Annotated in this window: 18 protein-coding genes; 8 read left to right on the top strand and 10 right to left on the bottom strand. The window is 71.1% G+C overall.

The window, feature by feature from the left end:
* Positions 1-52: 52 nt before the first annotated feature.
* Positions 53-1,588 carry a CehA/McbA family metallohydrolase gene (locus FNV62_RS23605; RefSeq protein ID WP_143602003.1) on the bottom strand — a complete coding sequence of 512 codons (1,536 nt, stop codon included), beginning with the start codon at positions 1,586-1,588 and terminating at the stop codon, positions 53-55.
* Between the two features lie 238 nt (positions 1,589-1,826).
* Between FNV62_RS23605 and FNV62_RS23600 the strand changes: the two genes are divergently transcribed.
* The 3 genes from FNV62_RS23600 (at position 1,827) to FNV62_RS23590 (ending at position 7,497) form a co-directional block, all read left to right on the top strand.
* On the top strand, positions 1,827-4,412 hold the full coding sequence (locus FNV62_RS23600) for a bifunctional FO biosynthesis protein CofGH (protein WP_097285156.1): 2,586 nt from the start codon (positions 1,827-1,829) through the stop codon (positions 4,410-4,412).
* 93 nt (positions 4,413-4,505) lie between these two features.
* Positions 4,506-5,081, top strand: coding sequence for a hypothetical protein (locus tag FNV62_RS23595; RefSeq protein WP_143627029.1), 576 nt, complete (start codon positions 4,506-4,508; stop codon positions 5,079-5,081).
* A gap of 28 nt (positions 5,082-5,109) precedes the next feature.
* A complete protein-coding gene (locus tag FNV62_RS23590; RefSeq protein ID WP_143602001.1) occupies positions 5,110-7,497 on the top strand; it encodes a tetratricopeptide repeat protein in 2,388 nt (795 codons plus the stop codon).
* Here the strand turns inward: FNV62_RS23590 and FNV62_RS23585 are convergent.
* Positions 7,478-7,606, bottom strand: coding sequence for a DUF397 domain-containing protein (locus FNV62_RS23585; protein WP_143611275.1), 129 nt, complete (start codon positions 7,604-7,606; stop codon positions 7,478-7,480). The genes FNV62_RS23590 and FNV62_RS23585 overlap by 20 nt on opposite strands.
* A 441-nt stretch (positions 7,607-8,047) precedes the next feature.
* Here FNV62_RS23585 and FNV62_RS23580 point away from each other — a divergent pair, with 441 nt between their 5' ends.
* A complete protein-coding gene (locus FNV62_RS23580) occupies positions 8,048-9,163 on the top strand; it encodes an ADP-ribosylglycohydrolase family protein (protein ID WP_054234380.1) in 1,116 nt (371 codons plus the stop codon).
* 217 nt (positions 9,164-9,380) lie between these two features.
* On the opposite strand, the gene FNV62_RS23575 is transcribed toward FNV62_RS23580, so the two are convergent.
* Together FNV62_RS23575 and FNV62_RS23570 are read right to left on the bottom strand one after the other, a co-directional pair.
* Complete coding sequence (locus FNV62_RS23575; RefSeq protein WP_054234379.1) at positions 9,381-10,961, bottom strand: sodium:solute symporter family protein; 1,581 nt, start codon at positions 10,959-10,961, stop codon at positions 9,381-9,383.
* Positions 10,962-11,336: 375 nt separating this feature from the next.
* Complete coding sequence (locus FNV62_RS23570) at positions 11,337-12,122, bottom strand: SDR family oxidoreductase (protein ID WP_143627027.1); 786 nt, start codon at positions 12,120-12,122, stop codon at positions 11,337-11,339.
* 163 nt (positions 12,123-12,285) lie between these two features.
* Here FNV62_RS23570 and FNV62_RS23565 point away from each other — a divergent pair, with 163 nt between their 5' ends.
* Positions 12,286-13,125 carry a hypothetical protein gene (locus FNV62_RS23565; RefSeq protein ID WP_054234377.1) on the top strand — a complete coding sequence of 280 codons (840 nt, stop codon included), beginning with the start codon at positions 12,286-12,288 and terminating at the stop codon, positions 13,123-13,125.
* 168 nt (positions 13,126-13,293) lie between these two features.
* Here FNV62_RS23565 and FNV62_RS23560 read toward each other — a convergent pair whose 3' ends face one another.
* From FNV62_RS23560 to FNV62_RS23550, 3 genes are all read right to left on the bottom strand, one after another.
* Positions 13,294-13,503 carry a DUF397 domain-containing protein gene (locus tag FNV62_RS23560; RefSeq protein WP_054234376.1) on the bottom strand — a complete coding sequence of 70 codons (210 nt, stop codon included), beginning with the start codon at positions 13,501-13,503 and terminating at the stop codon, positions 13,294-13,296.
* Between the two features lie 248 nt (positions 13,504-13,751).
* Complete coding sequence (locus FNV62_RS23555) at positions 13,752-14,609, bottom strand: helix-turn-helix domain-containing protein (RefSeq protein WP_054234375.1); 858 nt, start codon at positions 14,607-14,609, stop codon at positions 13,752-13,754.
* Between the two features lie 416 nt (positions 14,610-15,025).
* On the bottom strand, positions 15,026-15,781 hold the full coding sequence (locus tag FNV62_RS23550; RefSeq protein WP_054234374.1) for a GOLPH3/VPS74 family protein: 756 nt from the start codon (positions 15,779-15,781) through the stop codon (positions 15,026-15,028).
* Between the two features lie 230 nt (positions 15,782-16,011).
* On the opposite strand from FNV62_RS23550, the gene FNV62_RS23545 reads away from it, so the two are divergent.
* A complete protein-coding gene (locus FNV62_RS23545; protein WP_143627025.1) occupies positions 16,012-18,783 on the top strand; it encodes a D-alanyl-D-alanine carboxypeptidase in 2,772 nt (923 codons plus the stop codon).
* Positions 18,784-19,090: 307 nt separating this feature from the next.
* Positions 19,091-21,025, top strand: coding sequence for an MFS transporter (locus FNV62_RS23540; RefSeq protein WP_143627023.1), 1,935 nt, complete (start codon positions 19,091-19,093; stop codon positions 21,023-21,025).
* Positions 21,026-21,451: 426 nt separating this feature from the next.
* Here FNV62_RS23540 and FNV62_RS23535 read toward each other — a convergent pair whose 3' ends face one another.
* Together FNV62_RS23535 and FNV62_RS23530 are read right to left on the bottom strand one after the other, a co-directional pair.
* Positions 21,452-22,300, bottom strand: a complete 849-nt coding sequence (locus FNV62_RS23535; protein ID WP_375336755.1) for a MerR family transcriptional regulator — start codon at positions 22,298-22,300, stop codon at positions 21,452-21,454.
* A 105-nt stretch (positions 22,301-22,405) separates the two neighbouring features.
* A complete protein-coding gene (locus tag FNV62_RS23530; protein ID WP_054234370.1) occupies positions 22,406-22,912 on the bottom strand; it encodes a glutathione peroxidase in 507 nt (168 codons plus the stop codon).
* Between the two features lie 133 nt (positions 22,913-23,045).
* Here FNV62_RS23530 and FNV62_RS23525 point away from each other — a divergent pair, with 133 nt between their 5' ends.
* On the top strand, positions 23,046-23,978 hold the full coding sequence (locus FNV62_RS23525; RefSeq protein ID WP_225900346.1) for an SMP-30/gluconolactonase/LRE family protein: 933 nt from the start codon (positions 23,046-23,048) through the stop codon (positions 23,976-23,978).
* Between the two features lie 40 nt (positions 23,979-24,018).
* Here FNV62_RS23525 and FNV62_RS23520 read toward each other — a convergent pair whose 3' ends face one another.
* Entirely contained in the window at positions 24,019-24,984 is a 966-nt protein-coding gene (locus FNV62_RS23520) for an ArsR/SmtB family transcription factor (protein WP_054234369.1), read from the bottom strand.
* Positions 24,985-25,086 lie beyond the last annotated feature (102 nt).

Raw genomic sequence — 25,086 nt, 5'->3', positions numbered from 1 at the left:
CGCCGGAGGCCTCGGGCTTCAGCGGCCCGAGGAGCACGTCACACCGGCCGACTCAGGTCCCGAGGAAAATCGGGTTGGTGAACGCCGCCAACGCCCCCGGTACCGGTCCCGCCGCCGTCTCGTGACGCAACTCCGCGCGTACGTAGGCCGCGTACTGCGCCGTCGTGCTCCACTCCACCGTCCCGGAACCCGAGACCGGCAAGGGGGCGCTCGTGAAGAGGACGCCCTGGTCGGTGACGAAGCGGACCGTGCAGCGGGGGGCGCCGGTGGCCTCCAGACGGACGGTGACCGGGGTGTCGGGGGCGACCCGCAGGCGTTCACCGATGCCCGCGTGCTCACCCTTCGCGCCGGCCGCCGAAAACGTCAGGGACACGAGCTTCGACTCCGCCACGTAGGAGCGGCCCGCGCGCAGACCCTCCTGGATGGCCTCGCGGGTCAGGTCGTCGGCGAGGACGACCGTCTGCGGGGTGCCGACCGGGTCGGGGTCGCGGTGGGCGTCGCTGTTGCCCATCGCCGGGAGCCAGGAGCGGTCGGCGGTGCCCGAACGAACGGCCGCCACCAGCGTGTTGTCCCAGTCCGCGAGGGTCACCTCGTCGTCGGGGGTGTACGGGCCGTTCCACACCTCCACCGCGTCCGCCTCCCCGAAGCCGAACTTCCAGCCGCAGCCGACGCAGGTGGCGTGCGGGTGGGCGGGGACGACGAGGCCGCCCGCGCGGCGGATCTGGCGGGCGAAACGGCCGAAACGGTTGTCGCGGGCCCGGTAGCGCCAGTCGACGAACGTGCCGGGGTCCGTGCCGAGGGCCACCACGTGACCGTTGCGGGTCGTGACCTCCTCGCCCAGCATGATCAGCAGGTCGTCCCCCGCCTGGTCCGCCCAGTGGGGGTGCGAGGAGTGCGTGTTGTGGTCCGAGGTGTTGATGAAGTCCAGGCCCGCGGCGCGCGCCAGCGCGGCGATCTCCGCGGGGGTGCGGCGGCCGTCCGAGTACCAGGAGTGCAGGTGGCAGTCGCCGCGGTACCAGGCACGGCCCCGGCCCTTCGCGCGGGACGGCGGATACGTCGGGGCCGGGGTGGCGGCCTGCTCCCCGTACGTCAGCGTGATCGTGACCTCGTACGGCAGGCCCTGCGGCGCCACCGTGTAGGGGCCGAGCGCGATGTGCCAGGTGCCGGAGTGGATCCGGCCGGGGATGTAGCCAGGCGTCGCGTCGTCCGCGCGGACGAAGAACTCGGTGCGCGCGCCGCCCGACCAGCCGCGGAAGCCCTCGCCGCCCAGGGCCGTGCCGCGCTCGTCGAAGAGGCCGATGTCCAGCGCGTTGCCCGCGGTGCCGGCCGGGACCGACGGCTTCTCGTAGGTGTACGCGACGTGGATCTCCCGCACCCCGCGCGGGATCTCCAGCGGGAGGTAGACGAAGTCCGGCGAACCGGTGGGCAGGGTGCCGGACACCGTACGGGTCTCGGTACGGTCGGCCGCGTCGGAGCCGCTCGCGAAGGTCACGCTTCCCAACGTAAGGGCGGCTGCCGCCCCCGTCACGAACAGCGCGCGTCTGCCGATGCCGTCGAAGCTTTCGATGCCGTGCTCGTCCTCGCACATGCTGCTGCCCCCAGGGTGTCGTGAGTGACATGGGTGGTGCACATTGGCACGTACCACCCTGGTAGTCGGCTGTGAACTGCGGGGCAAGGGAAGGAAATCGACAGCTTTCGGGGAGGCGGCGCGCCTGCCGGGGCCCGACCCGCGCGGGGCGCCAGTGGCACCCTGTAACGATCTGTGGCCCCGGAGGAATACGGCCACGCCCTGTAACGCCTGATCACCGCGATCGTATGCTCGAAGGATGACGACCACCGCGACCTCCGGAACCGGCCCGACCGAGAACTCCATGCGTCGCGCCCTCAAACGCGCCCGTGACGGCGTCGCCCTCGACGTGACCGAGGCCGCGGTGCTGCTCCAGGCGCGCGGCGAGGCCCTCGACGACCTCGCCTCGTCCGCCGCCCGGGTGCGGGACGCGGGCCTGGAGGCGGCCGGACGCCCCGGCGTCATCACGTACTCCAAGAGTGTCTTCATCCCGTTGACCCGGCTGTGCCGGGACAAGTGCCACTACTGCACCTTCGTCACCGTGCCGGGCAAGCTGCGCCGCGCCGGGCACGGGATGTTCATGTCGCCGGACGAGGTCCTCGACGTCGCCCGGCGCGGCGCGGAACTCGGCTGCAAGGAAGCCCTCATCACGCTCGGCGACAAGCCCGAGGACCGCTGGCCCGAGGCCCGGGAGTGGCTGGACGCGCACGGGTACGACGACACGATCGCGTACGTCCGTGCCATCTCCATCCGGATCCTGGAGGAGACGGGACTGCTGCCTCACCTCAACCCGGGGGTGATGTCCTGGACCGACTTCCAACGGCTCAAGCCCGTCGCGCCGAGCATGGGCATGATGCTGGAGACGACGGCGACGCGGCTGTGGAGCGAGCCCGGCGGTCCGCACCACGGCTCTCCGGACAAGGAGCCCGCCGTACGGCTGCGGGTCCTGGAGGACGCGGGGCGGTCGTCCGTTCCCTTCACCAGCGGGCTGCTGATCGGGATCGGGGAGACGTACGAGGAGCGCGCCGAGTCGCTGTTCGCGCTGCGGCGCGTGTCCCGGGCGTACCACGGCATCCAGGAACTGATCATCCAGAACTTCCGCGCCAAGCCGGACACGGCGATGCGCGGGATGCCGGACGCCGAACTGGACGAACTGGTCGCCACGGTGGCCGTCGCCCGGCACATCATGGGACCGGCCGCCTGCCTCCAGGCCCCGCCGAACCTCGTCGACTCCGAGTACGGGCGGCTGATCGGCGCGGGCATCGACGACTGGGGCGGGGTCTCGCCGCTCACCATCGACCACGTCAACCCCGAGCGGCCCTGGCCGCAGATCGAGCAGCTGGCCGAGCAGTCGCGCGCCGTCGGCTTCGAACTGCGCGAGCGGCTGTGTGTGTACCCCGAGTTCGTGCAGCGCGGGGAGCCCTGGCTCGACCCGCGGCTGCTGCCGCACGTACGGGCGCTGGCCGACCCGGAGACGGGGCTCGCCCGTGAGGACGCCGTCGTCGAGGGGCACCCCTGGCAGGAGCCGGAGGAGGCCTTCACGGCTTCGGGGCGTACCGATCTGCACCGCACCATCGACACGGAGGGGCGCACCGGCGACCGCCGGGACGACTTCGACCTCGTGTACGGCGACTGGGAGGCGCTGCGGGAGGCGGCGGCGCCCGGGATGCTGCCCTCCCGCATCGACACCGACGTACGGGCGGCCCTCGCGACCGCCGCCGACGACCCGACGAAGCTCACCGACGACGAGGCGCTCGCGCTGCTGCACGCGGACGGTCCGGCGCTCGACGCCCTCTGCCGGATCGCGGACGACGTGCGCAGGTCCGCCGTCGGTGACGACGTCACGTACATCGTCACCCGGAACATCAACTTCACCAACGTCTGCTACACCGGCTGCCGTTTCTGCGCCTTCGCCCAGCGCCGCACGGACGCCGACGCGTACACGCTGTCGCTGGACCAGGTGGCCGACCGCGCCCAGCAGGCCTGGGAGCTCGGGGCCGTCGAGGTCTGCATGCAGGGCGGCATCCACCCGGACCTCCCGGGTACCGCCTACTTCGACATCGCGAAGGCGGTGAAGGAGCGCGTCCCCGGCATGCACGTGCACGCCTTCTCCCCGATGGAGGTCGTCAACGGCGCGACGCGTACGGGGATGTCCATCCGCGAGTGGCTGACCGCCGCGAAGGAGGCGGGCCTCGACACCATCCCCGGCACGGCGGCGGAGATCCTCGACGACGAGGTCCGCTGGGTCCTGACGAAGGGCAAGCTGCCCACGGCGACCTGGATCGACGTCGTCACGACCGCGCACGAGCTCGGCATCCGCTCCTCGTCCACGATGATGTACGGGCATGTGGACCAGCCCCGCCACTGGCTCGGCCACTTCCGCACGCTCTCCCGCATCCAGCAGCGGACCGGCGGCTTCACCGAGTTCGTGACGCTCCCGTTCATCCACACCAACGCGCCGGTGTACCTGGCGGGCATCTCCCGCCCGGGCCCGACCACCCGCGACAACCGCGCGGTGGTGGCCATGGCCCGCCTCCTGCTCCACCCGCACATCCCCAACATCCAGACCAGCTGGGTGAAGCTGGGCACCGAGGGCGCGGCGGAGATGCTCCGCTCCGGCGCCAACGACCTCGGCGGCACGCTGATGGAGGAGACCATCTCCCGGATGGCGGGCTCCTCGTACGGCTCGTACAAGTCGGTCAAGGACCTCATCGCCGTCGCGGAGGCGGCCGGGCGTCCGGCGAGGCCGCGGACGACCCTGTACGGGGAGGTCTCCGAGGAGCGGCAGCGGGCGGCCGAGGTCTCGGACGGACACCTGCCGGAGCTGCTGCCGGTCCTGGAGTGACGGCCGAAGCGTGCGGTGGCCCCGGGCGCGTCGGAGTACGATGATCCGACCCTCGGTGGAGGGCCCAGAAGCCCGGTGAATCCGAGGAGTTGCGTGTCCGTGCCTGCCCGACGGCTTCCCTCCTGGATCTGGGTCACCGGACTGACCACGGCGGCGATCGTGGGCGTCACCGCCCTCGCCGCGCAGGCCGACCAAGGGGCGCACCCGACCGCCGCCCACGCCGCCGGGGCGAAGCCGTCCGCGTCGGCGAGCCCGCACCCCTCCGCCTCGCCCAAGAAGACCGAGCCGGTCGCCGTGCCCGACGGCTCGGGCACGGGACGGCGGATCGTCTACTCGCTCGCCCAGCGGCGCGTGTGGCTCGTCGACACCGGCGAGGCCGTCCGCCGCACCTTCGCGGTGTGGCCGGGCACGGTGAGCCCGGCGCCGGGCCGGTACGCGGTGTCGACCACCGTCCCCTCCACCACCGGAACGGACGGCACGAAGGTCGAGAACATCGTCTACTTCACCGTCGCGTCCGGCGTGAACATCGCGTTCTCCAACGCCCAGGACGGCTCCTCGCCGCAGCCCGCGGCGGGCGTGAAGACCGGCGGGATCCGTATGCACAGCGCGGACGGGGACGCGGTCTGGGCATTCGGCACCAAGGGTACGAAGGTCTCCGTGACGAAGTAGCGGCCGGGGCGATGGAGGGGGCGGACGGATGGGGCGTGCGCGGCCGTCGATGCAGGAGCTGATCGCTCGGCGCAGACGGGCGGGATTCGTGGGGCGGAGTCACGAACGGGCCGTCTTCCGTCGGAATCTGGAGCTGCCGCCCGAGGACGAACACCACCGCTTCCTCTTCCATGTGCACGGCAACGCGGGCGTCGGAAAGACCTTCCTGGTGAGGGAGTTCGAGCAGATCGCCCGGGAGCGCGGGGCCTTGACGGCGTACGTCGACGAGAGCGTCGACAGCGTGCCCGAGGCCATGGGTACGATCAGTCGCCAACTCGGCCTGCAAGGCCGGAGGCTGAAGGAACTGGATCGGCTGCTCGCCGTTCACCGGGAGCGGCGGCGCGAGGCCGAGGCGATCGCCGTGGTCGACGCCGAACCCGGTGAGCCCTCGGCGGCCGGTCTGGTGGTGGCACGCGCCGGACTGGTCGGACTAGGCATGCTGCCGGGCGTGGGCGCCTTCGCGGGCGCCCTGGACGCGGGCCAACTGGCCCAGGGCGCTGACAGGTTCCGGGCGAGCCTCAGTGCCCGCTTCCGCAGCCAGGAGGACGTGCAGCTGGTCCTGACACCCGAACGGGTGCTGACGCCGGTGCTGCTGGGCGAGTTGTCGGAGGCGGCGTCCACGGCGCCCTGGATCGTCCTGTTCTTCGATACCTACGAACGCACCGGGCCGTTCCTCGATGGCTGGCTGCACGAGGTGATCACCACCGACCGTTACGGCACTCTGTCCGCCGACGTCGTCATCGTCACCTCCGGCCAACGGCCCTTCGACACCGCCCGCTGGGGCGGCTTCGCGGACTTCATGACGGACGTGCCGCTCGGGCCGTTCACGGAGGCGGAGGCGCGGGGTCTGCTCGCCGGCAAGGGGGTGGTGGCCGAGCCGGTTGTCGACGAGGTGCTGCGCCTCACGGGCGGGCTGCCGGTGCTGGTGTCGACCCTCGCGGAGACCCGGCCCGCCGATCCGGACGGCGTGGGAGACCCGAGCACGACGGCGGTGGAGCGGTTCCTGAAGTGGGAGCCGGACCCGGTGCGGCGCGCGGTCGCTCTGGCGTGTGCGCTGCCGCGGCGCCTGGACGCGGACGTGTTCCGGGCGGTGGTGGACGGTACGGACACCGAACTCGACGCCCTTTACGGCTGGTTGCGGGAACGACCGTTCGTCGACGAACGCGGTGACCGGATGCAGTATCACGACGTCGTACGGGCTCCGATGCTGCGCCTCCAGCGCAGGGGCTCGCCCAGGCGGTGGGCCGAACGGCACGAGCGGCTCGCGGCGGCCTTCGCCGGGTGGCGGGAGGAGACCGAGGCCAGGCTGGAGGACGGCTATGAGTGGGCCGACGAGGACTGGCGGGAGCTGCGGCTCGCGGAGTCGTACCACCTGCTGTGCGCCGCACCCCGCTCCGCGCTTCCCGCCGTCCTCACCGACGTCGTGGATGCCTGTGGTCAGGCGGACGACCTGGTGAGGCGCTGGATGCGGCTACTGGCCGACGCGGGACAGGACGCGGACGCCCAGGCCGTGCGGGCCTGGGGAAGCGACCTGACGCGGGCCCTCGACGAGGGAGGCAAGCCCGAGGTACTCCGGTTCCTGCTGGGGCGGGCACGGGGCGACGAGCCCTGGCGGGCGCGGGCCCGGGCGGAGCTGGCCGACTTTCTCGCTCGGGACGGTGCCTACGAGCGCGCACTGGAGGAGTACGGCCGCGCCCTCGCCCTGGACCCGTACCTGGTGCGGGCCCACCGAGGGCGGGCCCTGACCCGTGGCGGCCTGGGCGACCACGAGGGCGCACTCGCCGATGTGGAGCGCGTGGTGGAGCTGGAGCCGGACAACCCCGACAACATCGTCCTGCGTGGCGAGCACCACCGCCTCCTGCGCCATGACGACGAGGCGGTCCGGGACCTGAGCGAAGGCATTCGACGCGACCCGGCCAACGCCTTCGCCTGGGCCTCCCGAGGCGCCACCCACGAGCGCGCCGGGGACCACGCCGCGGCCCTCGCCGACTTGGGCCGCGCGCTCGACCTCAAGCCGGACTACGCCTGGGCACTGGGCCGCAGAGCCCGGGCCTGGCGTGGACTGGCTGAATACGAACGCCAGTTGGCCGACCTCGACCGGGCCCTCGGCCTCTGGCCCGACTGGGGCTGGGGCCACTGCGAACGTGGCGACGCCCTCCGAGTGGCCGGCCGCCACGAGGAGGCCCTCGCCGACTACGACAGGGCGCTCACCATCGATCCCGAGTACGCCTCGGCCCACGCCAGCCGGGGCGCGGCGCTGGCCGAACTGGGCCGCCGTGAGGAGGCACTCGCCGCCCTGGACCGCGCGCTGGAGCTCCGCCCCTCCTACGAGTGGGCCGGCGCCCTGCGCGCCCGCCTCAGCGGCGGACCGAACTGACGAACTCCGTCCAGGAGACGCCGGTGAAGGCCAGTTGGGCGCGCCGCGTGCCCTTGGAGTCGCGGACGTGGACGGTGGCGGCCTGCCGCCCGACCGTCTTGAGTACCAGCTCTCCGCCCCCCGGAGAGCGGCCCGCCGCGTCGTCTGCTGACGAGCGTCAACTCACCGAGTGGAGAGTGCCGTTCGAGGCACCGGCCCACGCGAAGACGGTCCGGGCCGAACCGGCACCGGGACGCGGCCGGAACGTGCCGCCCGTCTGCGTGAACTGGAGCGCATCGTGGACGCGGGTGAGCAGGACCCGACAGAGGCCATGTCGAAATTCGCTCGATCCGGGAGACGGCCGAGGCGGAGGCCGGACTGTGACGGATTGGGCCTGGGACTGGATCCCGGCCCTCACCTGGGCCACATCGTCGAGGGAGCCTTCGCAACCTGACCGGGTGGGTTCACTTGACCCGCACTCCGTATTCCGATCGGGCCCCTGAACGGACCGTTCCCGGTCGATTACAGTGCTGAGCTGTCGGACGTACGGACGGTGCCTGGGGAGGTCTCGGTGGGTGCGACAGCCGGTGCCGTCTGGGGCCGTGCGGAGCAGCAGGACTTCCGTAGCCGGGTACGGGGGACCCTGCTGGGCGCGGCCGTCGGGGACGCCCTCGGGGCGCCGGTCGACGGGCTCACCCTGGAGCGGATCCGGGAGGCCCACGGCGCGGAGGGGCTGGTCGACCTCGCCTTCGGGCACGGCCGGCGCGGCTCCGTCACCCACCTCACCCAGCTGACCCTCTTCTCCCTCGACGGTCTGATACGCGCCCAGGTGCGCCGTGACACCGGCGCCTGGCATCCGCCCACCGACCTCCACCGGGCGTACCGCCGCTGGGCGGCCACCCAGAGCGACTGGGGCCCCGACGAGCGCCGCAAGGACGACGGCTGGCTGGCCCGCGAGGAGTGGCTGTACGCCCGCCGGGACCCGGCCCGCGCCTGCCTGATCGGCTTCGGCGACGACATCATGGGCACGTTGGACGCGCCCAAGAGCCCCGGCGAGCTCGGGCCCGAGGCCGCCGCCCGCTCGGCGCCCTTCGGGCTGCTCGTCGGCTGGGAGCCGCAGCTCGTGATGCAGCTCGCCGTCGAGTGCGCCGCGCAGACGCACGGGCACCCCACGGCGTACCTCGCGGCGGGCGCGTACGCCGTCATCGTGCACGCGTTGGCCCGCGGCGAGAGCCTCGACGGGGCCGTGCAGCGGGCGCTCGCGATCCTCGCGGCGCGGCCGGGGCAGCAGCCCGTCGCGGACGCGCTCCAGCATGCGCTGGGGGCCGTGCGGCAGGGGATGCCGACGCCGGGGCGCGTCGAGGAACTCGCCGGGGACGGTACGGCGGAGGGGTTGCTCGCGGTCGCCGTGTACTGCGCGCTGGTGGGGGACGACATCCGGCACGGTCTGTGCCTCGCGGTGAACCAGGGTGGGCCCTCCGGTGCCGCCGGCGCGCTCACCGGGGGGCTGCTCGGCGCCCTGCACGGCGAGACGGCCCTCCCGCCTGCCTGGCTGGCCGAGCTGGAGGGCCGTCCCACGATGCTGGCCCTGGCGGACGACTTCGCCATGGAGATGACCCAGGGCCCGGCCCTGCACGGCCCGTCCGGCTCCGCACCGGGCTGGCTGGCCCGCTACCCGCGGGCATAAACCTTCCCCGCGCCCTGAAGGGGCGCGGGGAACTGCGCGCCAAGCCCCCGCCGGTCCGCAGCCGGACGACTCGGGACGGGCGGGGATCCGGGGCGAAGCCCCGCCCGAGGGGCGCGGGGAACTGCGCGACCAGCCCCCAGCGCCCCGCAGCCAGACGACGGCCCGCGTTGAGGCCCCCGCGGCCGGCAGCCGTCCGACTGCCGGCCGCGGGGGGTTCTCAGACGCCGGACGGGCTGGCGGTCCCCGCCCCGTCCGCGGCCTCCGCCGGAGCCGGGACCGCCGCGGCAGCGGCCCCGTCCCCGTCGTCATCCGTGTTGATCTTCTCGATGATCGCGTCCCGCTCCGGCGTGTCCTCGGGCTTCAGGAAGCCGATGAGGATGTACAGGACGAGGGAGATGACCATCGGGACGGAGACCTGGTACTCCAGCTTCACATCGGTGCGCTGGGAGAAGTCCAGGTTGTAGTTGACGAAGAAGAACGCGAGCAGACCACACGCCCAACTGGTGAGCGCCGCCGTCGGACCGGACTTACGGAACGGTCGCAGCAGACCCAGGATGAACGGGATCGCGATCGGCCCCATGAGCCCGGCCACCCACTTGATGACGACCGTGATGATGTCCTTGAAGGTGGGGGAGTTGACCTGCGTCGCCACCGCCATCGAGAAGCCGAGGAAGGCGACGGTCGTGATCCGCCCCGCGATGAGGCCGGTCCGGGTGTCCCAGGCACGCGCGGCCTTGGAGAGCACCGGGACCACGTCCCGGGTGAAGACCGCGGCGATCGCGTTCGCGTCCGACGAGCACATGGCCATCGTGTGCGAGAAGAAGCCGACCACGACCAGACCCAGCAGCCCGTGGGGGAGGAGCTGTTCGGTCATCAGACCGTACGCGTCCGAGCCGTCCGGCTTCTTCGCCGTGACGAGGAGCGGCGACAGCCACATCGGGATGAACAGGATCACCGGCCATACGAACCAGAGCCCGGCGGACAGGAAGGCCGACTTCGTGGCCTGCTTGGCGCTGCCCGTCGCCATGTAGCGCTGGGCCTGGTTCCACATCCCGCCGTTGTACTCGAACAGCTTGATGAACAGGTACGCGATGAAGAACACCGTCAGATACGGGCCCGCGAATCCGTTCGCGTGACCGTGCAGCTTCGGCGAGTCGAGGGCCTTGGACAGGCCACCCTGGTCGGAGATCTTGTTCAGCACGATGATCAGCATCGAGAGTCCCGCCAGCAACTGGATCACGAACTGACCCAGTTCCGTCAGCGCGTCCGCCCACAGACCGCCGATCGTGCAGTACACGGCCGTGATGCCACCGGTGATGAGGATGCCCTGGGTGAGCGTGACCCCGGTGAAGACGCTCAGCAGGGTCGCGATCGCCGCCCACTTCGCACCGACGTCCACGATCTTCAGCAGGATGCCCGACCATGCGAGCGCCTGCTGCGTCGGGACGTTGTAGCGGTCCTTGAGGTATTCGAGCGGTGAGGCCACGTGCAGCCGGGAGCGCAGCCGGTTGAGCCGGGGCGCGAACAGTTTCGCGCCGAGCAGCACGCCGATGGCGATGGGCAGTGCCCAGGTGACGTACGAGGTGATGCCGTAGGTGTACGCGATACCGGCGTACCCGGTGAACATCACCGCGCTGTAGCCCGACATGTGGTGCGAGATGCCGGACAGCCACCAGGGCATCTTGCCGCCCGCGGTGAAGAAGTCGCTGACGTCGTCCACACGTTTGTGGGACCAGACACCGATCGCGGTCATGACGCCGAAGTACGCGACCAGGACGGCCCAGTCGAAGCCGTTCATGTGCCCCCTCCAGGGGTCCGCCTTGTGAACCTGCAGATACCGGACGGCACTTCGCCAGTACGCACATGGGCGGCGTCCCCGTGCGGGAGCGGGGACTTTGGGGATTGAACCGCCGTTCGGAGGGGGCGGTCAAGACCTTTCCCGGTCACAGATATGAACACAGATCAGAAAGCAGAACGATTTTGCCTCCACTTTACCCGTACGGCTGTTGTCGTGCTCGTGACGTGGACCACACCATGAGCGGGCACTTCGTCAGACCGCACAGGCAGGTTCACACCGACAAGTCGATCAGGCGTACGGGATGCGGGTCCCGCACGGCTGGGAGGGGACGGCCGACTGGAATCCACCATCGCTTCCGCCGGCGCATGAGTTCGCCTAGCGCATGAGTTCGCCGGCGTTCACGAGCAGCGACTGCCCCGTGATCGCCCGCGCCCGGTCGGACGCCAGGAACACCGCGGCGTCCGCCACGTCCCCGTCCGTGGCCAGTTCGGGCAGCGCCATCCGCTCGGTGAGCCGCCGCAGGACGTCCGCCTCAGGTACGCCCTCGGTGTGCGCCGTGAACTGGACGTACGCCTCGACGGGCGGCCCCCACATCCACCCCGGCAGCACGGTGTTCACGCGGACGCGATGCGGGCCCAGCTCCCTCGCCAGCGAGTACATCGCGCTCGTCAGCGCGCCCTTGGACGCCGCGTACGCCGCCTGCCGCACCTGGCTCGGCGCGGCCACCGACGACTGCGTCCCGATGACGACGACCGAGCCGCCGCACACCTTCAGCGCGGGCAGGCAGGCCCGGGTCATCCGCAGGGTGCCCAGCAGATTCACGTCGATGACCGACTGCCAGGTGGTGAAATCCGCGTCCTCCAGGCCGCCGAAGTAGCTGTCCCAGGCCGCCACGTGCACCACCGCGTCGATCCGCCCGAACCGCTCCGTCGCGAGCTCCGCGAGCGCCTCGCACTGCTTCTCGTCCGTGATGTCCGTGGCCCGGTACGCCGTGTGCGCGCCGTCCGGGTCGAGCTCGGCCGCGGACGAGGCGAGATTGGCCTCCGTACGCGCCCCCAGCACCGCGTTGCCCCCGTCCCGTACGACGGCCGCCGCGACCTGATGGCCGAGCCCGGCCCCGACCCCCGAGACGACGACCGTCTTCCCCGCGAGCAGTGACATCGGAAGCCTCCCCTTTTCTTGTGGCTCGGTTCGCCTCCGGGGCGCAGAAGCCGGCCCCTTCGGCTCACTCGCCGTAGGTTGACGTGACTATGGCGCATTGTCTGACGGGGCGTCAGAGTATGGGCGTCCGGCGGAGGAAGGAAGAGCGAGGAAGGGGATCGTCATGTCGGAGGAGACCCGTAGCGAGGTGTACGCGGAACTGGCCGCCCTCGGCCCGTACGGCGTCCATCCGGGTCACGCCCTGATCACCATGGTCGAGCCGCACCCGGGCCACGAGTACGCGTACAACCGCTGGTACGAGGACGACCACTACTACGCCGGCGCGATGGCCATGCCCTGGATGTACGCGGGCCGCCGCTGGGTCGCCACCCGCGATCTCCAACTCCTGCGGTACCCCGAGAAGTCGGCGGTCGCCCAGCCGGTCACCGCCGGCTGCTACCTCTCGACGTACTGGGTCACCGAGGGCCGCTACGACGACCACATGAGGTGGACCGTCGGCATCAACAAACGGCTGAATCGCGACGGCCGCGTGTACCAGGACCGGACACATGTCTTCACGGCCTTCCAGGACCACGCGGCCACGGTGTACCGCGACGGCGCCGCCGGCCCCCGCGACTTCCACGCCCTGGACCACCCCTACGCGGGCCTCGTCCTCCAGGTCGTCGACGCCGACTCCGCCGACCGGCGCGCGGAACTGCTGGAGTGGCTGCGCGCCCGCCACCTCCCCCGGCGCCTGGCGGGCTCCCCGGCCGCGATGGTGACCGTCTTCCGCCCCACCCCGCTCCCCGGCGACCGCATGACGTATGTGAAGCAGGTCGAGGGCGTCGACACCCGGCTGACCCTCCTGTGGTTCCTGGAGACGGACCCGAGGGAGTGCTGGGAGGACCACTTCGGCGGACTGGAGGAGGCGGTGGCGGAAGGGGGCTTGGGGAAGGTGGAGCTGGTGGCCCCCTTCATCCCCACGGTGCCGGGAACAGATCGCTACGTGGACACCTTGCGCTGAACAGGCGGCGCCCTACGGCGAGTGAGCTGCGCCCCGGAGGCGAACCGAGCCAAAAAAGGGGATAGCCCCCTCGGCCAGGACGGCGGGCCAGTCGAGAGGGCTATTTCGGTGGTGCGTATGCGGTTGGTCGGTGCAGTTGTGGTGGTGGTGGATGCAGGTGTCGACGCATCAGGCGAGGTCGAAAGCCCCCCGGCTGACCTCGGCCACGAAGGCGTTCCACGAGTTCGCGGGGAACGCCAGCGTGGGGCCCGCGGGGACCTTGGAGTCCCGTACGGCCATCGCCGCGAGAACCGGGGACTTGACCTCGACACATGCGCCGTTGCCGGTGGAGTAGGAGGACTTGGTCCACGTGTCCGTGGCGCCTTGCTGGATTGCCATGTTCGCTCCGGATAGCCAGTTGTTGAGAGTTGCTGTCACCGCACGACGGGTTCGCTACGGAACTCGCCGTGCGGTTTGCGCCAACGTTGTTGCTCGATGGCGTGATCGACGCTACTCGCCAACATCGGCGGGCGAAGTGGCCGTTCACTCGACCGGGTGGCATATACCAGTGGAGTCTTCCGCCCAGGAGCGGTGAGGGTGTACTCTGCGGCACTTTCCCGCTGGGGGCCCGTTCTCCGGGGTGCGCGTCAGCGCGCGTACTCCTTGGCGATGTCCGCGATGAACTGCCGCGACTGCTCCACGTTCAGGGCCTGTGCCCGCAGATGCTCGTACATCACGCTGTATTTCTGGACGTCGTTCGCCTTCTCCAGATACAGGTCGCTGGTGACGCCCTCGATGTAGACCACGCTGGAGTCGGCCGCGTCGGGGAACTCCAGGATCGCGTACTGCCCGTTGAGGCCCGGGTGCGCGCCCATGTCGAAGGGGATCACCTGCACGGTGACGTGCGGGAGCTGGGACTGTTCGACGAGGTGTTCCAGCTGGTCGCGCATGAGGGAGCGGTTGCCGACGACGCGGCGCAGGGCGGCCTCGTCGAGGACGGTCCACAGCCGAAGCGGGTTCTCCGGGGCGGAGATACGTTCCTGTCGGCGCAGCCGGACCTGGACGCGCTTGTCGATGTCGGCGGAAGCGGTCTCCGGCAGCGCGCCCGCGATCAGAGCCTCGGCGTACGGCCGGGTCTGCAGGAGACCCGGGACGACCTGGGGATCGTAGACGCGAAGTGACGCGGCGTCGGTTTCCAGCCCGATGTAGACGCTGTACGGGATGTCGCCGAAGGAGTGCCACCAGCCCTGCTGGCGCGAGTCCTTGGCCATCTGCATCAGCGAATCGACGATCCGGTGGTCCTCGACCTCGTAGACCCCGCACAGATCGCGGACGTCACGCTGGCTGATACTGCGCCGTCCGTTCTCCAGCCGACTGATCTTCGACTGCGAGACCAGCAGCCGCTCGGCGACCTCTTCGGCCGTCATGCCCTTGAGCTCGCGGAGCCGACGCAGCTCCTGGCCCAGCCGGCGTCGCCGGACGGTGGGATTGACACTTGACGCCACGGGACGTGCACCTCCGGCTGCGGGCCTCTACTTTGCGTATCTGCTGTTGAGCAGACTGCCACCAAGGTGCGTTCTACCGCTGGAAAACACCGGATATGCGCTGGGTACACGCCGGTTCGGAGATCTGGCGTGGATATTACGCGGATCGCGTACGTGTACGTCGCCTTCACTCGTACCGTCCGCATATGCGCGGCGCCCGTGAAATGCGGCCGCGCGGGGCGGTGGGGCCGTGTCGTCGTCCGGACGTACGGCCCCACCGCCCCGCGCGAGCCAGCGGCTCCCGAACCGGGTCTTGGGGACTGCGGTGCGGCGCTGAGGTCGTGCCGGCGGTGCGTGGCGGTGCTCTTTGTGGTGCGTGGCGGTGCTGTTGTGCGTGGTGGTGCGTACGGTGCCTGGTGGCGCCGTGGGACTGCGGCTCAGTGGACCACGGCGCGCGCCATGGAACCGTGGCGCGGTTGCATCGGAACACCGCGGGCGGGTTCCGGTGCGGACCTGACTCCGGCGGTGGCCGGACGGCCTGCCGGTGCCGGGTTGCGGCGTGGCTGTGCACCCACACCGTTCTGAACGTCCATGACCGCGTGGGCCACGAGGCCGCCCATGGGGTCATGCCTGATCAGGTCCCGTAGCCGGGAGCGGGACGAGCGTCCCTCGTTGCCCGGATACAGGTGCTTGCCGAGACCGACCGCATGGGCCAGCGCGGCGAGCGCCGCGGTCCGCGGGTCCGGCGGTACGCCGGTGCGGATCGCGCTGTCCAGCCGGGACTTGATCTCCCGGCTGATCTCCGTGTCCGTCGCTTGGTAGCGAGTCGTCGGAAGCACCCCGCACATCTGGCCGGCCACGGCATGGACCATGCCGCACCTCTCCAGATGCGAGAGATAGGTCTGGCGCAGCCCCAGTCGGGGTCCGCCAATCCAGTTGACCGCGCGTACGGGTGCTCCGCGTCGGCGAAGCAGTTCCAACGCACAGTCCAGTGTTGGATCTCCTGTCGGCCGTGGCTGCACCACGGCGATACGATCCCCGTCTGGGGCTATCCGTCCGGCCAGCGCCAGCTCTACTAGCTGTGCTCCGGCCAGACCGAGGTCGAGCGACTGCGGCTGTGCAGTGGTACCCGTGGTCGGGTCCAACGCCAGCAGCAGAAGCTCTTCCGGAAGAGTTCTGCGGCTCCTGCCCATCCATGCCTCCCCGCGTGGATGAATGACAGGGTGACCCCTCTCACATTGGTCTGTCGAGAGCGCCTGACCGGTTCGTGATGGAACCAGCAGGTATGTCGTTCTCGTCTACCGCAGGGGTTAAGCCCGCACACAGGACACTGGTACATGGTTCGGACAGCGATGTCCGGGCGGCGGGTCAAGGGTTCACGGTTCGTTGGGCGCCCGGTGGGTGGCGCACGGAGGAGGCATCGGTGGCGGGCGAGTCCCCCGACAGGTCGAAGCAGCACGAGGCGTCGGCATCGTCGGCAGAAGCGACGCCGGGGACCCCGGCCGCGGTTGCGGGCCCGAACCGGGCCGCCGCGGCGGCGGCGGCCGACCCCCGTCTGGCGGTGGCCCGCGAACGGGCCGCCACGGTGAGGGTGGATCAGGCGACGGCGGTGTTCTCGACGCGGGCGTTGGCGGAAGGTTCCGCCGGGTCCGGAGGGAAGGGTCCCGGTCCCGGGGAGGACGCGCGACTGCGCGAGGCCGTGGCCGCCTGGGTCGCAGGGGCGGACGAGGAGGCCCCTGAGGGGGAGTCTGAGGTTCCGGAAGCCTCCAAGGGCCCGGAGGGCCCCGACAAGGCCTCCAAGGGCGCGGAGAAGGCCGGTACGGCGGCGGAGGCCGGGACCGGGGCCGAGGCTGAGACCGAGGCTGGGGCCGAGGTTGAGGCCGAGGTTGAGGCTGCGGCTGGGGTTGCGGGCGAGGTTGACGGGGAGTCGGCTTCTGGGTCCGACGCCGACGCCGGTGCCGACAGCGATGCCGCCGCTGATGACGACTCCGACTCCGACTCCGACTCCGGTTCCACTTCCGACGCGGACTCTGACGCCAAGTCCGCGTCCGAGGGTGAAGTTGAGGCCGAGGGCACGGTGGCGGATGACGCCGACACCGATGCCGACGCCGAGCCGAAGACGGACGCGAAGTCCACGTCGGACGCCGAGTCCGAGACGGCGCCCGAGTCCGAGACGGCGCCCGAGTCCGAGTCCGAGACCGAGGCCGAGACCAAGTCCGAGACCGAGGACGCGAAGCCGGCTGAGGCGAAGAGCTCTCCGGAGGACGCGTCCGAGACGTCTGAGCCCTCGGAGGAGACCGCGGAGAAGACCTCCGAGACCTCCGAGACCTCCGCAGACTCCGAAGGTCTCGAAGATTTCGCGAGCCCCGAGGCCTCCTCGGACGTCGAGGACGCCAAGGACGCCAAGGACTCCGAGGACTCGGCGGCGCAGAAGGACTCCAAGGACACGCCGCCCGCCGACGGTTCGGCATCCGCCGACGACTCGCCGTCCGCGAAGGACGCCCCGGACACCGACGACGCGCCCGAGCCGCCCGTCGACCAGCCCACCGCCATCTTCAAGGCGCCGAAGCGCCCGGCGGTGGACCAGCCCACCACCATGCTCAAGCTGGGCGGTGCCAAGCCGGCCACCGACAAGCCCGCGGACCAGCCGAAGGCCGAGCAGCCCAAGGTCGAGCAGTCGAAGGCCGACCAGTCCAAGGCGGACCGGCCGAAGCCCGAGTCCCCGTCCGAGCGCACCAGCAAATTCGTGGCCCTCAAGCCCCTCGACGAACCCGTGTCGAGGGTGAAGCCGAAGACCACCGCGACCCCGCCCGTTCCCTCCGCCTCCTCCTCGCCGACCAAGGTGGCCCCCGCCGACGCCACCGCCGCCCTCCCGCAGGTCGGCCCCGAGCGCACCACGCAGCAGCCGCTGCCGCCGAAGCCGCCGCTGGACCTGCTGGCCGAGCTGACGAACACGCCCCCGCCCCCGCAGACCCCGGTACGGACGCTCGCGCGGCGGGTGAAGATCTGGACGCCGCTGGTCCTGCTGCTCGCGGTCATCTTTGCGGTCGCACAGTCGCTCCGGCCGCTGCCGACCCCGACGCTCGACCTCACCGCCGAGTCCAGCTACACCTTCGGCGGCGGCGACGCCTCCATCCCGTGGCCGTCCTCCGGGCAGGGCGCGCTCGACGTCCAGGGCATCGGTTCGTTCGGCACGTCCGGCGCGCAGAAGGCGGCGCCGATCGCGAGCGTCGCCAAGGTGATGACGGCGTACCTGATCCTGCGCGACCACCCGATCAAGTCCGGCGACGGCGCGAAGATCAAGGTGGACCAGAAGGCCCAGGACCAGTCGGACGCCGGCGACGAGTCGACGGTCAACGTGCACGCGGGCGACACCATCACTCAGAAGGAGGCCCTGGAGGGCGTCCTGATCGCGTCGGCGAACAACGTGGCCCGGCTGCTGGCCCGCTGGGACGCCGGTTCCGAGACGGCCTTCGTCGCCAAGATGAACGCCGCCGCCAAGGACCTCGGGATGACGAACACGACGTACACCGACCCGTCCGGCCTGACGAAGACGACCGTGAGCACGGCCGCGGACCAGGTGAAGCTGGCCAAGGCCGCGATGAAGGACGCTTCCTTCCGCGAGGTCGCCCGGATGATGGAGTACACCGACTACAAGGGCACCCGGCACAGCAACTGGAACCACCTCGTCGGCTCCAACAACGTCATCGGCATCAAGACGGGCACCACCACCGCGGCCGGCGGCAACCTCGTCTTCGCGGCGACCAAGGAGATCGGCGGCGAGGTGCGGACCATCGTCGGCGCGGTGATCAGCCAGGGCCCCGGCGGCAGTGACAACACCATCCTCGGCGGCGCCCTGGCCGCGGGCGACAAGCTGATCCGCGCCGCGCAGGCCTCGCTGAAGTCCGCGACGATCCTGAAGAAGGGCGATGTCGTCGGTTACGTCGACGACGGGCTCGGCGGCCGTACGCCGGTCGTGATCACCAAGGACGTCACGGCGGTCGGCTGGGCCGGACTCAAGGTCAAGCTGTCCTTCGTCTCCTCGGAGCTGCCGCACTCCGCGAAGGCCGGCACCAAGGTGGGCTCGCTCACCGTGGGCGACGGCGGCAGCAGCAGTGCCGTGCAGGTTCCCGTCGAGCTCCAGAAGGACCTCGCCGAGCCGGGCTTCGGCGCCAAGCTGACCCGCGTGAGCTGAGCGGCCGTACACAGTGAGCTGAGCGGACGTACGCGGGAGGGTGCGGGCGTACGGGTACGGGTACGGGCGTACGAGTGGGGCACGCTTCCGGCAGGGGGCGTATCCCCCGTACGCCGGAAGCGCCCCGAACGCCATGTGAACGCGCCATGAGCCCGCCGTGAGCGCGGCACGAACGCACCGCACCCCGTCGGGGCGCCCCACCCGGGAGCTGCCCGGCGGGGTGCGTGCTAGCGTCGCGAGATCGGGGCAGGTCGCGGGCCGCGGGTCCCGGGCCGAACACGAGAAAACGGGACACGGGAGCCTTGCAGTGGCGACAGCGGAGCCGACACACGCCGACGACGCCGATCCTGGCCCTGGACCAGGTCCTGAGCCGGATCGCGGACCGGGCTCGCGAATACGGCTGCCCGCGCACGCCACCGACGACCTCGTTGACGACGGCCTCACGGACGACGAGCCGCGGGAGCCCGTGACACCGGAGTCCAAGACGTCGGAGTCCAAGGTGTCGGAGTCCGGGACGCAGGGCCGACGTACCCGCCTCAAGGCCTTCGCCCTGCGCCACCCCGTCGCCTTCGTCACCGTCGTGGCGGGCCTCCTGCACGTCGTCTGGTTCTTCACCTTCGCGAACAGTGGCGGAGACCTCGCGGCGCAGGACGCCTGGGCGGAGTTCGTGGGACGACACCCGGACTCGGCGTACAACCTCGCCTGGTACGGCGGTATGCACCCGGTGTCGTACAGCGTGGTGTCGCCGTATCTGATGTCGGTCCTCGGCGTCCGTACGACGATGATGATCGCCGGGACGATCTCGGCGGGCCTGCTGACGATGATCCTCATCCGCAGCCGTGCGATACGGCAGCCGCTGGCGCCGGCCTTCGCGGGCGTCTTCGCGCTCATCTGCAACGCGGTGTCGGGGCGGGTGACGTACGGCCTCGGCATGGTCTTCGGGCTCGCCGCGGCGGCCGTGGTGTTCTGCTGGCCGTACCGCTGGCGCTACAAGCGCTGGGCGAAGGCCCTGTGCGCGGCGCCGCTCGCCGCACTGGCGACGGCCGCCTCGCCGGTGGCCGGGCTGTTCGTGGGCCTGGTCGCGGTCGCCCTCTTCCTCCAGAAACGCCGCCCCGGCGCGTACGCGCTCGGCATCGCGCCGACCGTCGTCGTCGCGCTCTCGGCCTGGCTGTTCCCCTTCTCCGGCACCCAGCCGATGTCCTTCGGCTCTGCCTCGCTGCCGCTGATCTCCGCCGGGCTGGTCTTCGCGCTCGTTCCCAAGGAGTGGAAGACGGTCCGGATCACGGCGGCGGTGTACGGACTCGCCGTGCTCCTCGTGTGGCTGATCAGCTCGCAGATCGGCTCGAACATCACCCGCCTCGCGATGCTGCTCGAGGGCGTCGTGCTGCTCGCCGCGCTCCCCTTCACCGTGCCGAAGTCACGCAAGTGGTACGTGACCGTCCTCGCCTTCACCGGATTCGTCGGGTGGATCGGCTTCAAGTCGGTCGACGACATCATCCATACGACACCGGCGGCGTCCTGGGCCCGCGAGCTCGCTCCGCTGGTGAACCAGCTCCAGGTCGTCGGTGCGGAGAAGGGCCGCGTGGAGGTGGTCCCCGCCCGCTCCCACCGCGAGGCGTCCGCGCTCGCGCCGTACGTGAACCTCGCCCGCGGCTGGAACCGCCAGGCCGACATGGAGCGCAACCCGCTCTTCTACGACGACACCCTCAACTCCGCGAACTACCACGAGTGGCTGCAGCGCTGGGCCGTCCACTACGTGGTGCTGCCCAAGGGCGAACCGGACGGGGACGGCGGCGAACGCGAGCGCCGGCTGGTCCAGCGCGGCATGCCCTACCTCCGCCAGGTCTGGGGCGACGCGAACTGGCAGCTCTTCTCGGTCACGGATCCCACGCCGCTGGCCGATCCGCCGGCCGTCGTCGACCGGGCGGAGCAGGGCGAGCTGATCATCGAGGTGAAGAAGGCGGGCCGCGTTCTCATCCGCATTCCGTACTCCCCGTGGCTCGGGCTCGTCGACGCCAAGGGCAAGAGCGTGAAGGCTCCGCAGGAGACGCAGAAGTCCAAGCACCGTGCGGAGGGTACGCCGAAGACGTACGACAACCTCAACGGCTGCCTCATGGAGACCGCGGAGAACGCCTCCGGCGACAAGTGGACCGAGCTCCTTGCCCCCGCCCCCGGCACCTACCGCCTGGCGGCCCCGTACCAACTCCCCCGGGGAACCCCGTGCCCCGAGGAACTCCGCTGACCTGACGGACATGCCGACCGGCCCGGCCCCCCGCCCCCCTGGGACCGGGGCTCCACCCCGGATGCATCTTCGTCTGCGGCCCGGTGGGGGTTGCTCGCGCAGTTCCCCGCGCCCCTAGGGGTGGGGCTGCGCCCCACGTCCTCCGCCTGCCGGAGGTTCTTCGTCTGTGGGCCGGTGGGGGCTGGTCGCGCAGTTTCCCGCGCCCCCAGGCGCATCCCCCCGCGCCTGAAAGTCCGGGCTCGGTCGGTGTTTCAGGGCGAGGTCGATGGCCCACCCACCCCGGCCCGCATCTTCAGCCTGTCCGGCGTTTGAGGACGAGGCCGTTCAGGCCGATGGGGGTCTGGGGGCGGAGCCCCCAGGTTGGGGATGGGACGGGTAGGGGCGGCGGGGGCGAAGAAAGTTCCCGGTCCCGCCCCGCCGCTCACCTCACCTCACCGGAAACGCCACGTCACACACCGCGTCCTCCGGCCCCGCCGCATCCCAGTCCGCGAAGTACACCTCGCGGCAGGGACCGTCGTACGAAAGCCCCCGCTCCCCGATCCATGCCTCGACCGCCTCGAACGCGGCGATGATCTGCGGATGAGCCACCTGCGCCTTGGTGATCCGCGCGTACGCGAGCCGCCGCGCCGGCTCCACCCGCACCCCGATCCCCGACGCCCGCCCCCGCTTCTCGGCCCACGCCCGCGCAGCCTCCTCGTCGGCGACCGGCACGCACGACTCGGCGGGCCCGTCACTCTCCATGCTGACCTCGGCGTAATAGACGACGAAGGGCGAGCCGGTCGTCCCACCGCACTCCCGCGCCCCGTCCTCCAGCCGCGCCAGCGAGGCCGGAATCCAGACCGGCAGCTCATCCGCCAGCGTGTGCCGCTTCTCCGTCAGCACGACCCGCTCCGGCACATCCACCGTCTCGATTACGAACTTCCCGTACATCTCGGTACTCCTCCCGGACAGCCGTCCACGGAGGTACTCGGCGAGCGTTCGCTGTGAAGCGAACCGCGCCTCGGCATCCGCCCAGTACGTGGCGAGGAGCACGGCGCCCTGCGCCGCCCCGACCTCCACCACCTCGGCGATCCGCGCGAGCGGCATGTCGAGCTGCCGCAGCAGCGCGACCAGCCGGGCGCGCTCGACCTGGTCGGCGCGGTAGTAGCGGTATCCGCTGACCTCGTCGACATGGGCCGGAGCGAGCAGTCCGAGCCGGTCGTACAGCCGAAGCGCCTTCGGCGAGAGCCGCGCGCGGGCGGCGAACGCGCCGATCGTGAGCAGTTCCTGTCGCACGAGCCCATCCTCCGTCACCGGGCGCCTTCCGCCCGGTGACACAGGACGCTGCTCCCTGCCCCAGGGGCAAGGTCAACCCACGGCTTTCCGGAGCGGAACCCGGAGTTACGCGAGCGCCTTCTCCACCGCCGCCACGACCTCCGCCGACTCCGGCTCGGTCTGCGGCGAGAACCGCGCCACCACGTCTCCACCCGGCCCGATCAGGAACTTCTCGAAGTTCCAGCGGATGTCACCGGTGTGGCCCTCGCCGTCGGCGGTGTTCACGAGACGCTGGTAGAGCTCGTGCCGCGCGTCCCCGTTGACCTCGACCTTCTCGGTCATCGGGAAGGTGACGCCGTAGGTCGCGGAGCAGAACTCGGCGATCTCCTCGGAGGTGCCGGGCTCCTGCCCCATGAACTGGTTGCAGGGCACACCGAGCACGGTGAAGCCCTGCCCCGCGTACCGCTCGTGCAGCCGCTCCAGCCCCGCGTACTGCGGGGTCAGCCCGCACTTGGAGGCCACGTTCACGATGAGCACGGTCTGGCCGCGGTACTGCCCGAGGTCCGCGGTGCCGCCCTGGAGGGAGTCGATCTGGACGTCGAGCACGGAACTGCTTGAACTGTCAGTAGTCATAAACGGATGCTAACTCCGCTTGATGTCGCCCCGGCCGCCGCCCGTCTTCCGCCCCGCGTCCGCCCGGCGTCCGCCCGGCATGCGCTCGGCGTCCGCCCGGCCACGTCCCCTTCCGCTCGGTAGGGTCGCGAACGTGACCACAGCGAACACGATCAAGGGCATCTACGAGGTACTCGACGACCGATTCGTCACCGGCCGCTGCACGAACGGCGACGGCAGGCTGGAGATCCTCCACGCCGGCTCCCGCTGGGCCGAGGGCCCGCTGTACGTGCCCGCCTGGCGCCAGCTGATCTGGAGCGACATCCCCAACGACCGCATCCTGCGCTGGGACGAGCCCACCGGCACGGTCGGCGTCCTGCGCACCCCCGTGGGCAACACCAACGGCAACACCCTGGACCGCGAGGGCCGCCTGATCAGCTGCGAGCAGGGCAACCGCCGGGTGACCCGGACGGAGCACGACGGATCGGTCACCGTCCTCGCCGACCGCTACGACGGCAGGCGGCTCAACAGCCCGAACGACGCGGTCGTACGGTCGGACGGTTCGGTCTGGTTCTCCGACCCGGACTTCGGGATCCTGAGCGACTACGAGGGCCACCGGGCCGAGTCGGAGATCGGCGCGTGTCACGTCTACCGCCTCGACCCGGTTACCGGCGAGGTACGGCTCGCCGCGGACGGCTTCGACGGGCCGAACGGCGTCGTCTTCTCGCCCGACGAACGGCAGCTGTACGTCTCCGACTCCCGCGCCGCCCGCATCCGCGTCTTCGACGTACGCGACGACGGCACCCTCACGGACGGGAAAACGTTCGCAGAAGCAAAGAGTGGTGTCCACTTCGACAACATCCGCTTCGACGACGAGGGCAGGCTGTGGGCGGCCGCCCTGGACGACGGGGTGCACTGCTACGACCCCGACGGCACCCTCATCGGCCGGCTCCTGATCCCCGAGAGGGTCTCCAACCTCACCTTCGGCGGCCCCAAGAACAACCGCCTCTTCATCACGGCGTCCACGTCCTTGTACTCGCTGATGATGTCGGTGACCGGCGCCCCGCGCATCCAGCGGCACCAGTAGTCCGGGAAACCGGTGACCCGGGGTGCCTGCCCCTCCGTGCCTACTCCCGCTGGGCCTTCACCAGTACCTCCCCGGCGGGCGTACGGGAGTACAGCACCGACCGCCCGGCCCGCCCCCTCCGTACCAGCCGGGCGTCCAGCAGCACCTTCAGATGGCGTCCGACCGAGCCGAGACCCTGCCCGGTCAGGGCCACCAACTGGGTCGTGCTCATGGGGGAGTCGAGGAGGACGAGGACCCCGGCGCGGGCAGGCCCGAGCAGCGCGCCCAGGCTCTCCGGCACGGCCTCGGGACCGGTGTCGGCGAGCACGCCCGAGCAGGGGTAGACGACGGCGTACCGGTCCGGCTCCTCCCATGACACCCAGCCGTGCCGCTGCGGTGTGATCGGTACGAACACCAGCTCGGCGCCGGAGATCTCGCGCGGCGGGTACTCGTGGAGATTGACCTGCAGCCGGTTGTCGCCGAGCCAGCGCGTGCCCGGCCGCAGCGCGTCGAGGGCCGCCGCCCAGCCGCCCTGGCTCAACCGCGCGGTCCGGGCGACGACATCGGCCTCCAGGACGCGCCGCCGCCGGTCCCAGTAGGGGCGTACGGCCTCGGTCCAGACGTGGGTGAGCAGGTCCGCGGCGCGCTCCGGGAGGTCGTCGCGGTGCAGGGCGGCGGGCAGCGGCCCCGCGAGGGAGACGGTGAGATGGGCCCGCGCGTCCGCCGCCGACGCCTCCCGCACCCGGGCGACCTCCTCCTCGAAGTCGGCCTCGCCGCGCGGCGTCGGTGTCAGGAAGTCGGCGATCCAGTTCCGCCCGAGCCCGGACCGTATGAGCAGCGCGGTGACGGGGTCACCGGACAGCCGCCTTTTGTACGCGGGCAGGTGGGCGTCGAGCCAGGCCCGCTCCCCGGGGTGCGCGGCGGTCCCCGCGTGCAACAGCTTGACGGCGGCGAAGGTCTCGGCGAGCGGGGAGAGCACGAAACGGGTGCGGGCGAGGGTGTCGGCGTTGATCTGCCACCAGCCCATCCGCACCTCCCGCCGCTTCTCTCCCGCCGGCCATGGCCCCGCGTGGTTTCGCTTCTCCGCGAAACAATAACGACCACGCCGGGCGCCACCCGAGACTCCGCG

Source organism: Streptomyces sp. RLB3-17 (genome assembly GCF_007113425.2).
GTDB classification, from domain to species: Bacteria; Actinomycetota; Actinomycetes; order Streptomycetales; family Streptomycetaceae; genus Streptomyces; species Streptomyces mirabilis_D.
Note: the sequence above shows the minus strand (reverse complement) of the source record. Positions and strands in the feature narration are given on the sequence as shown.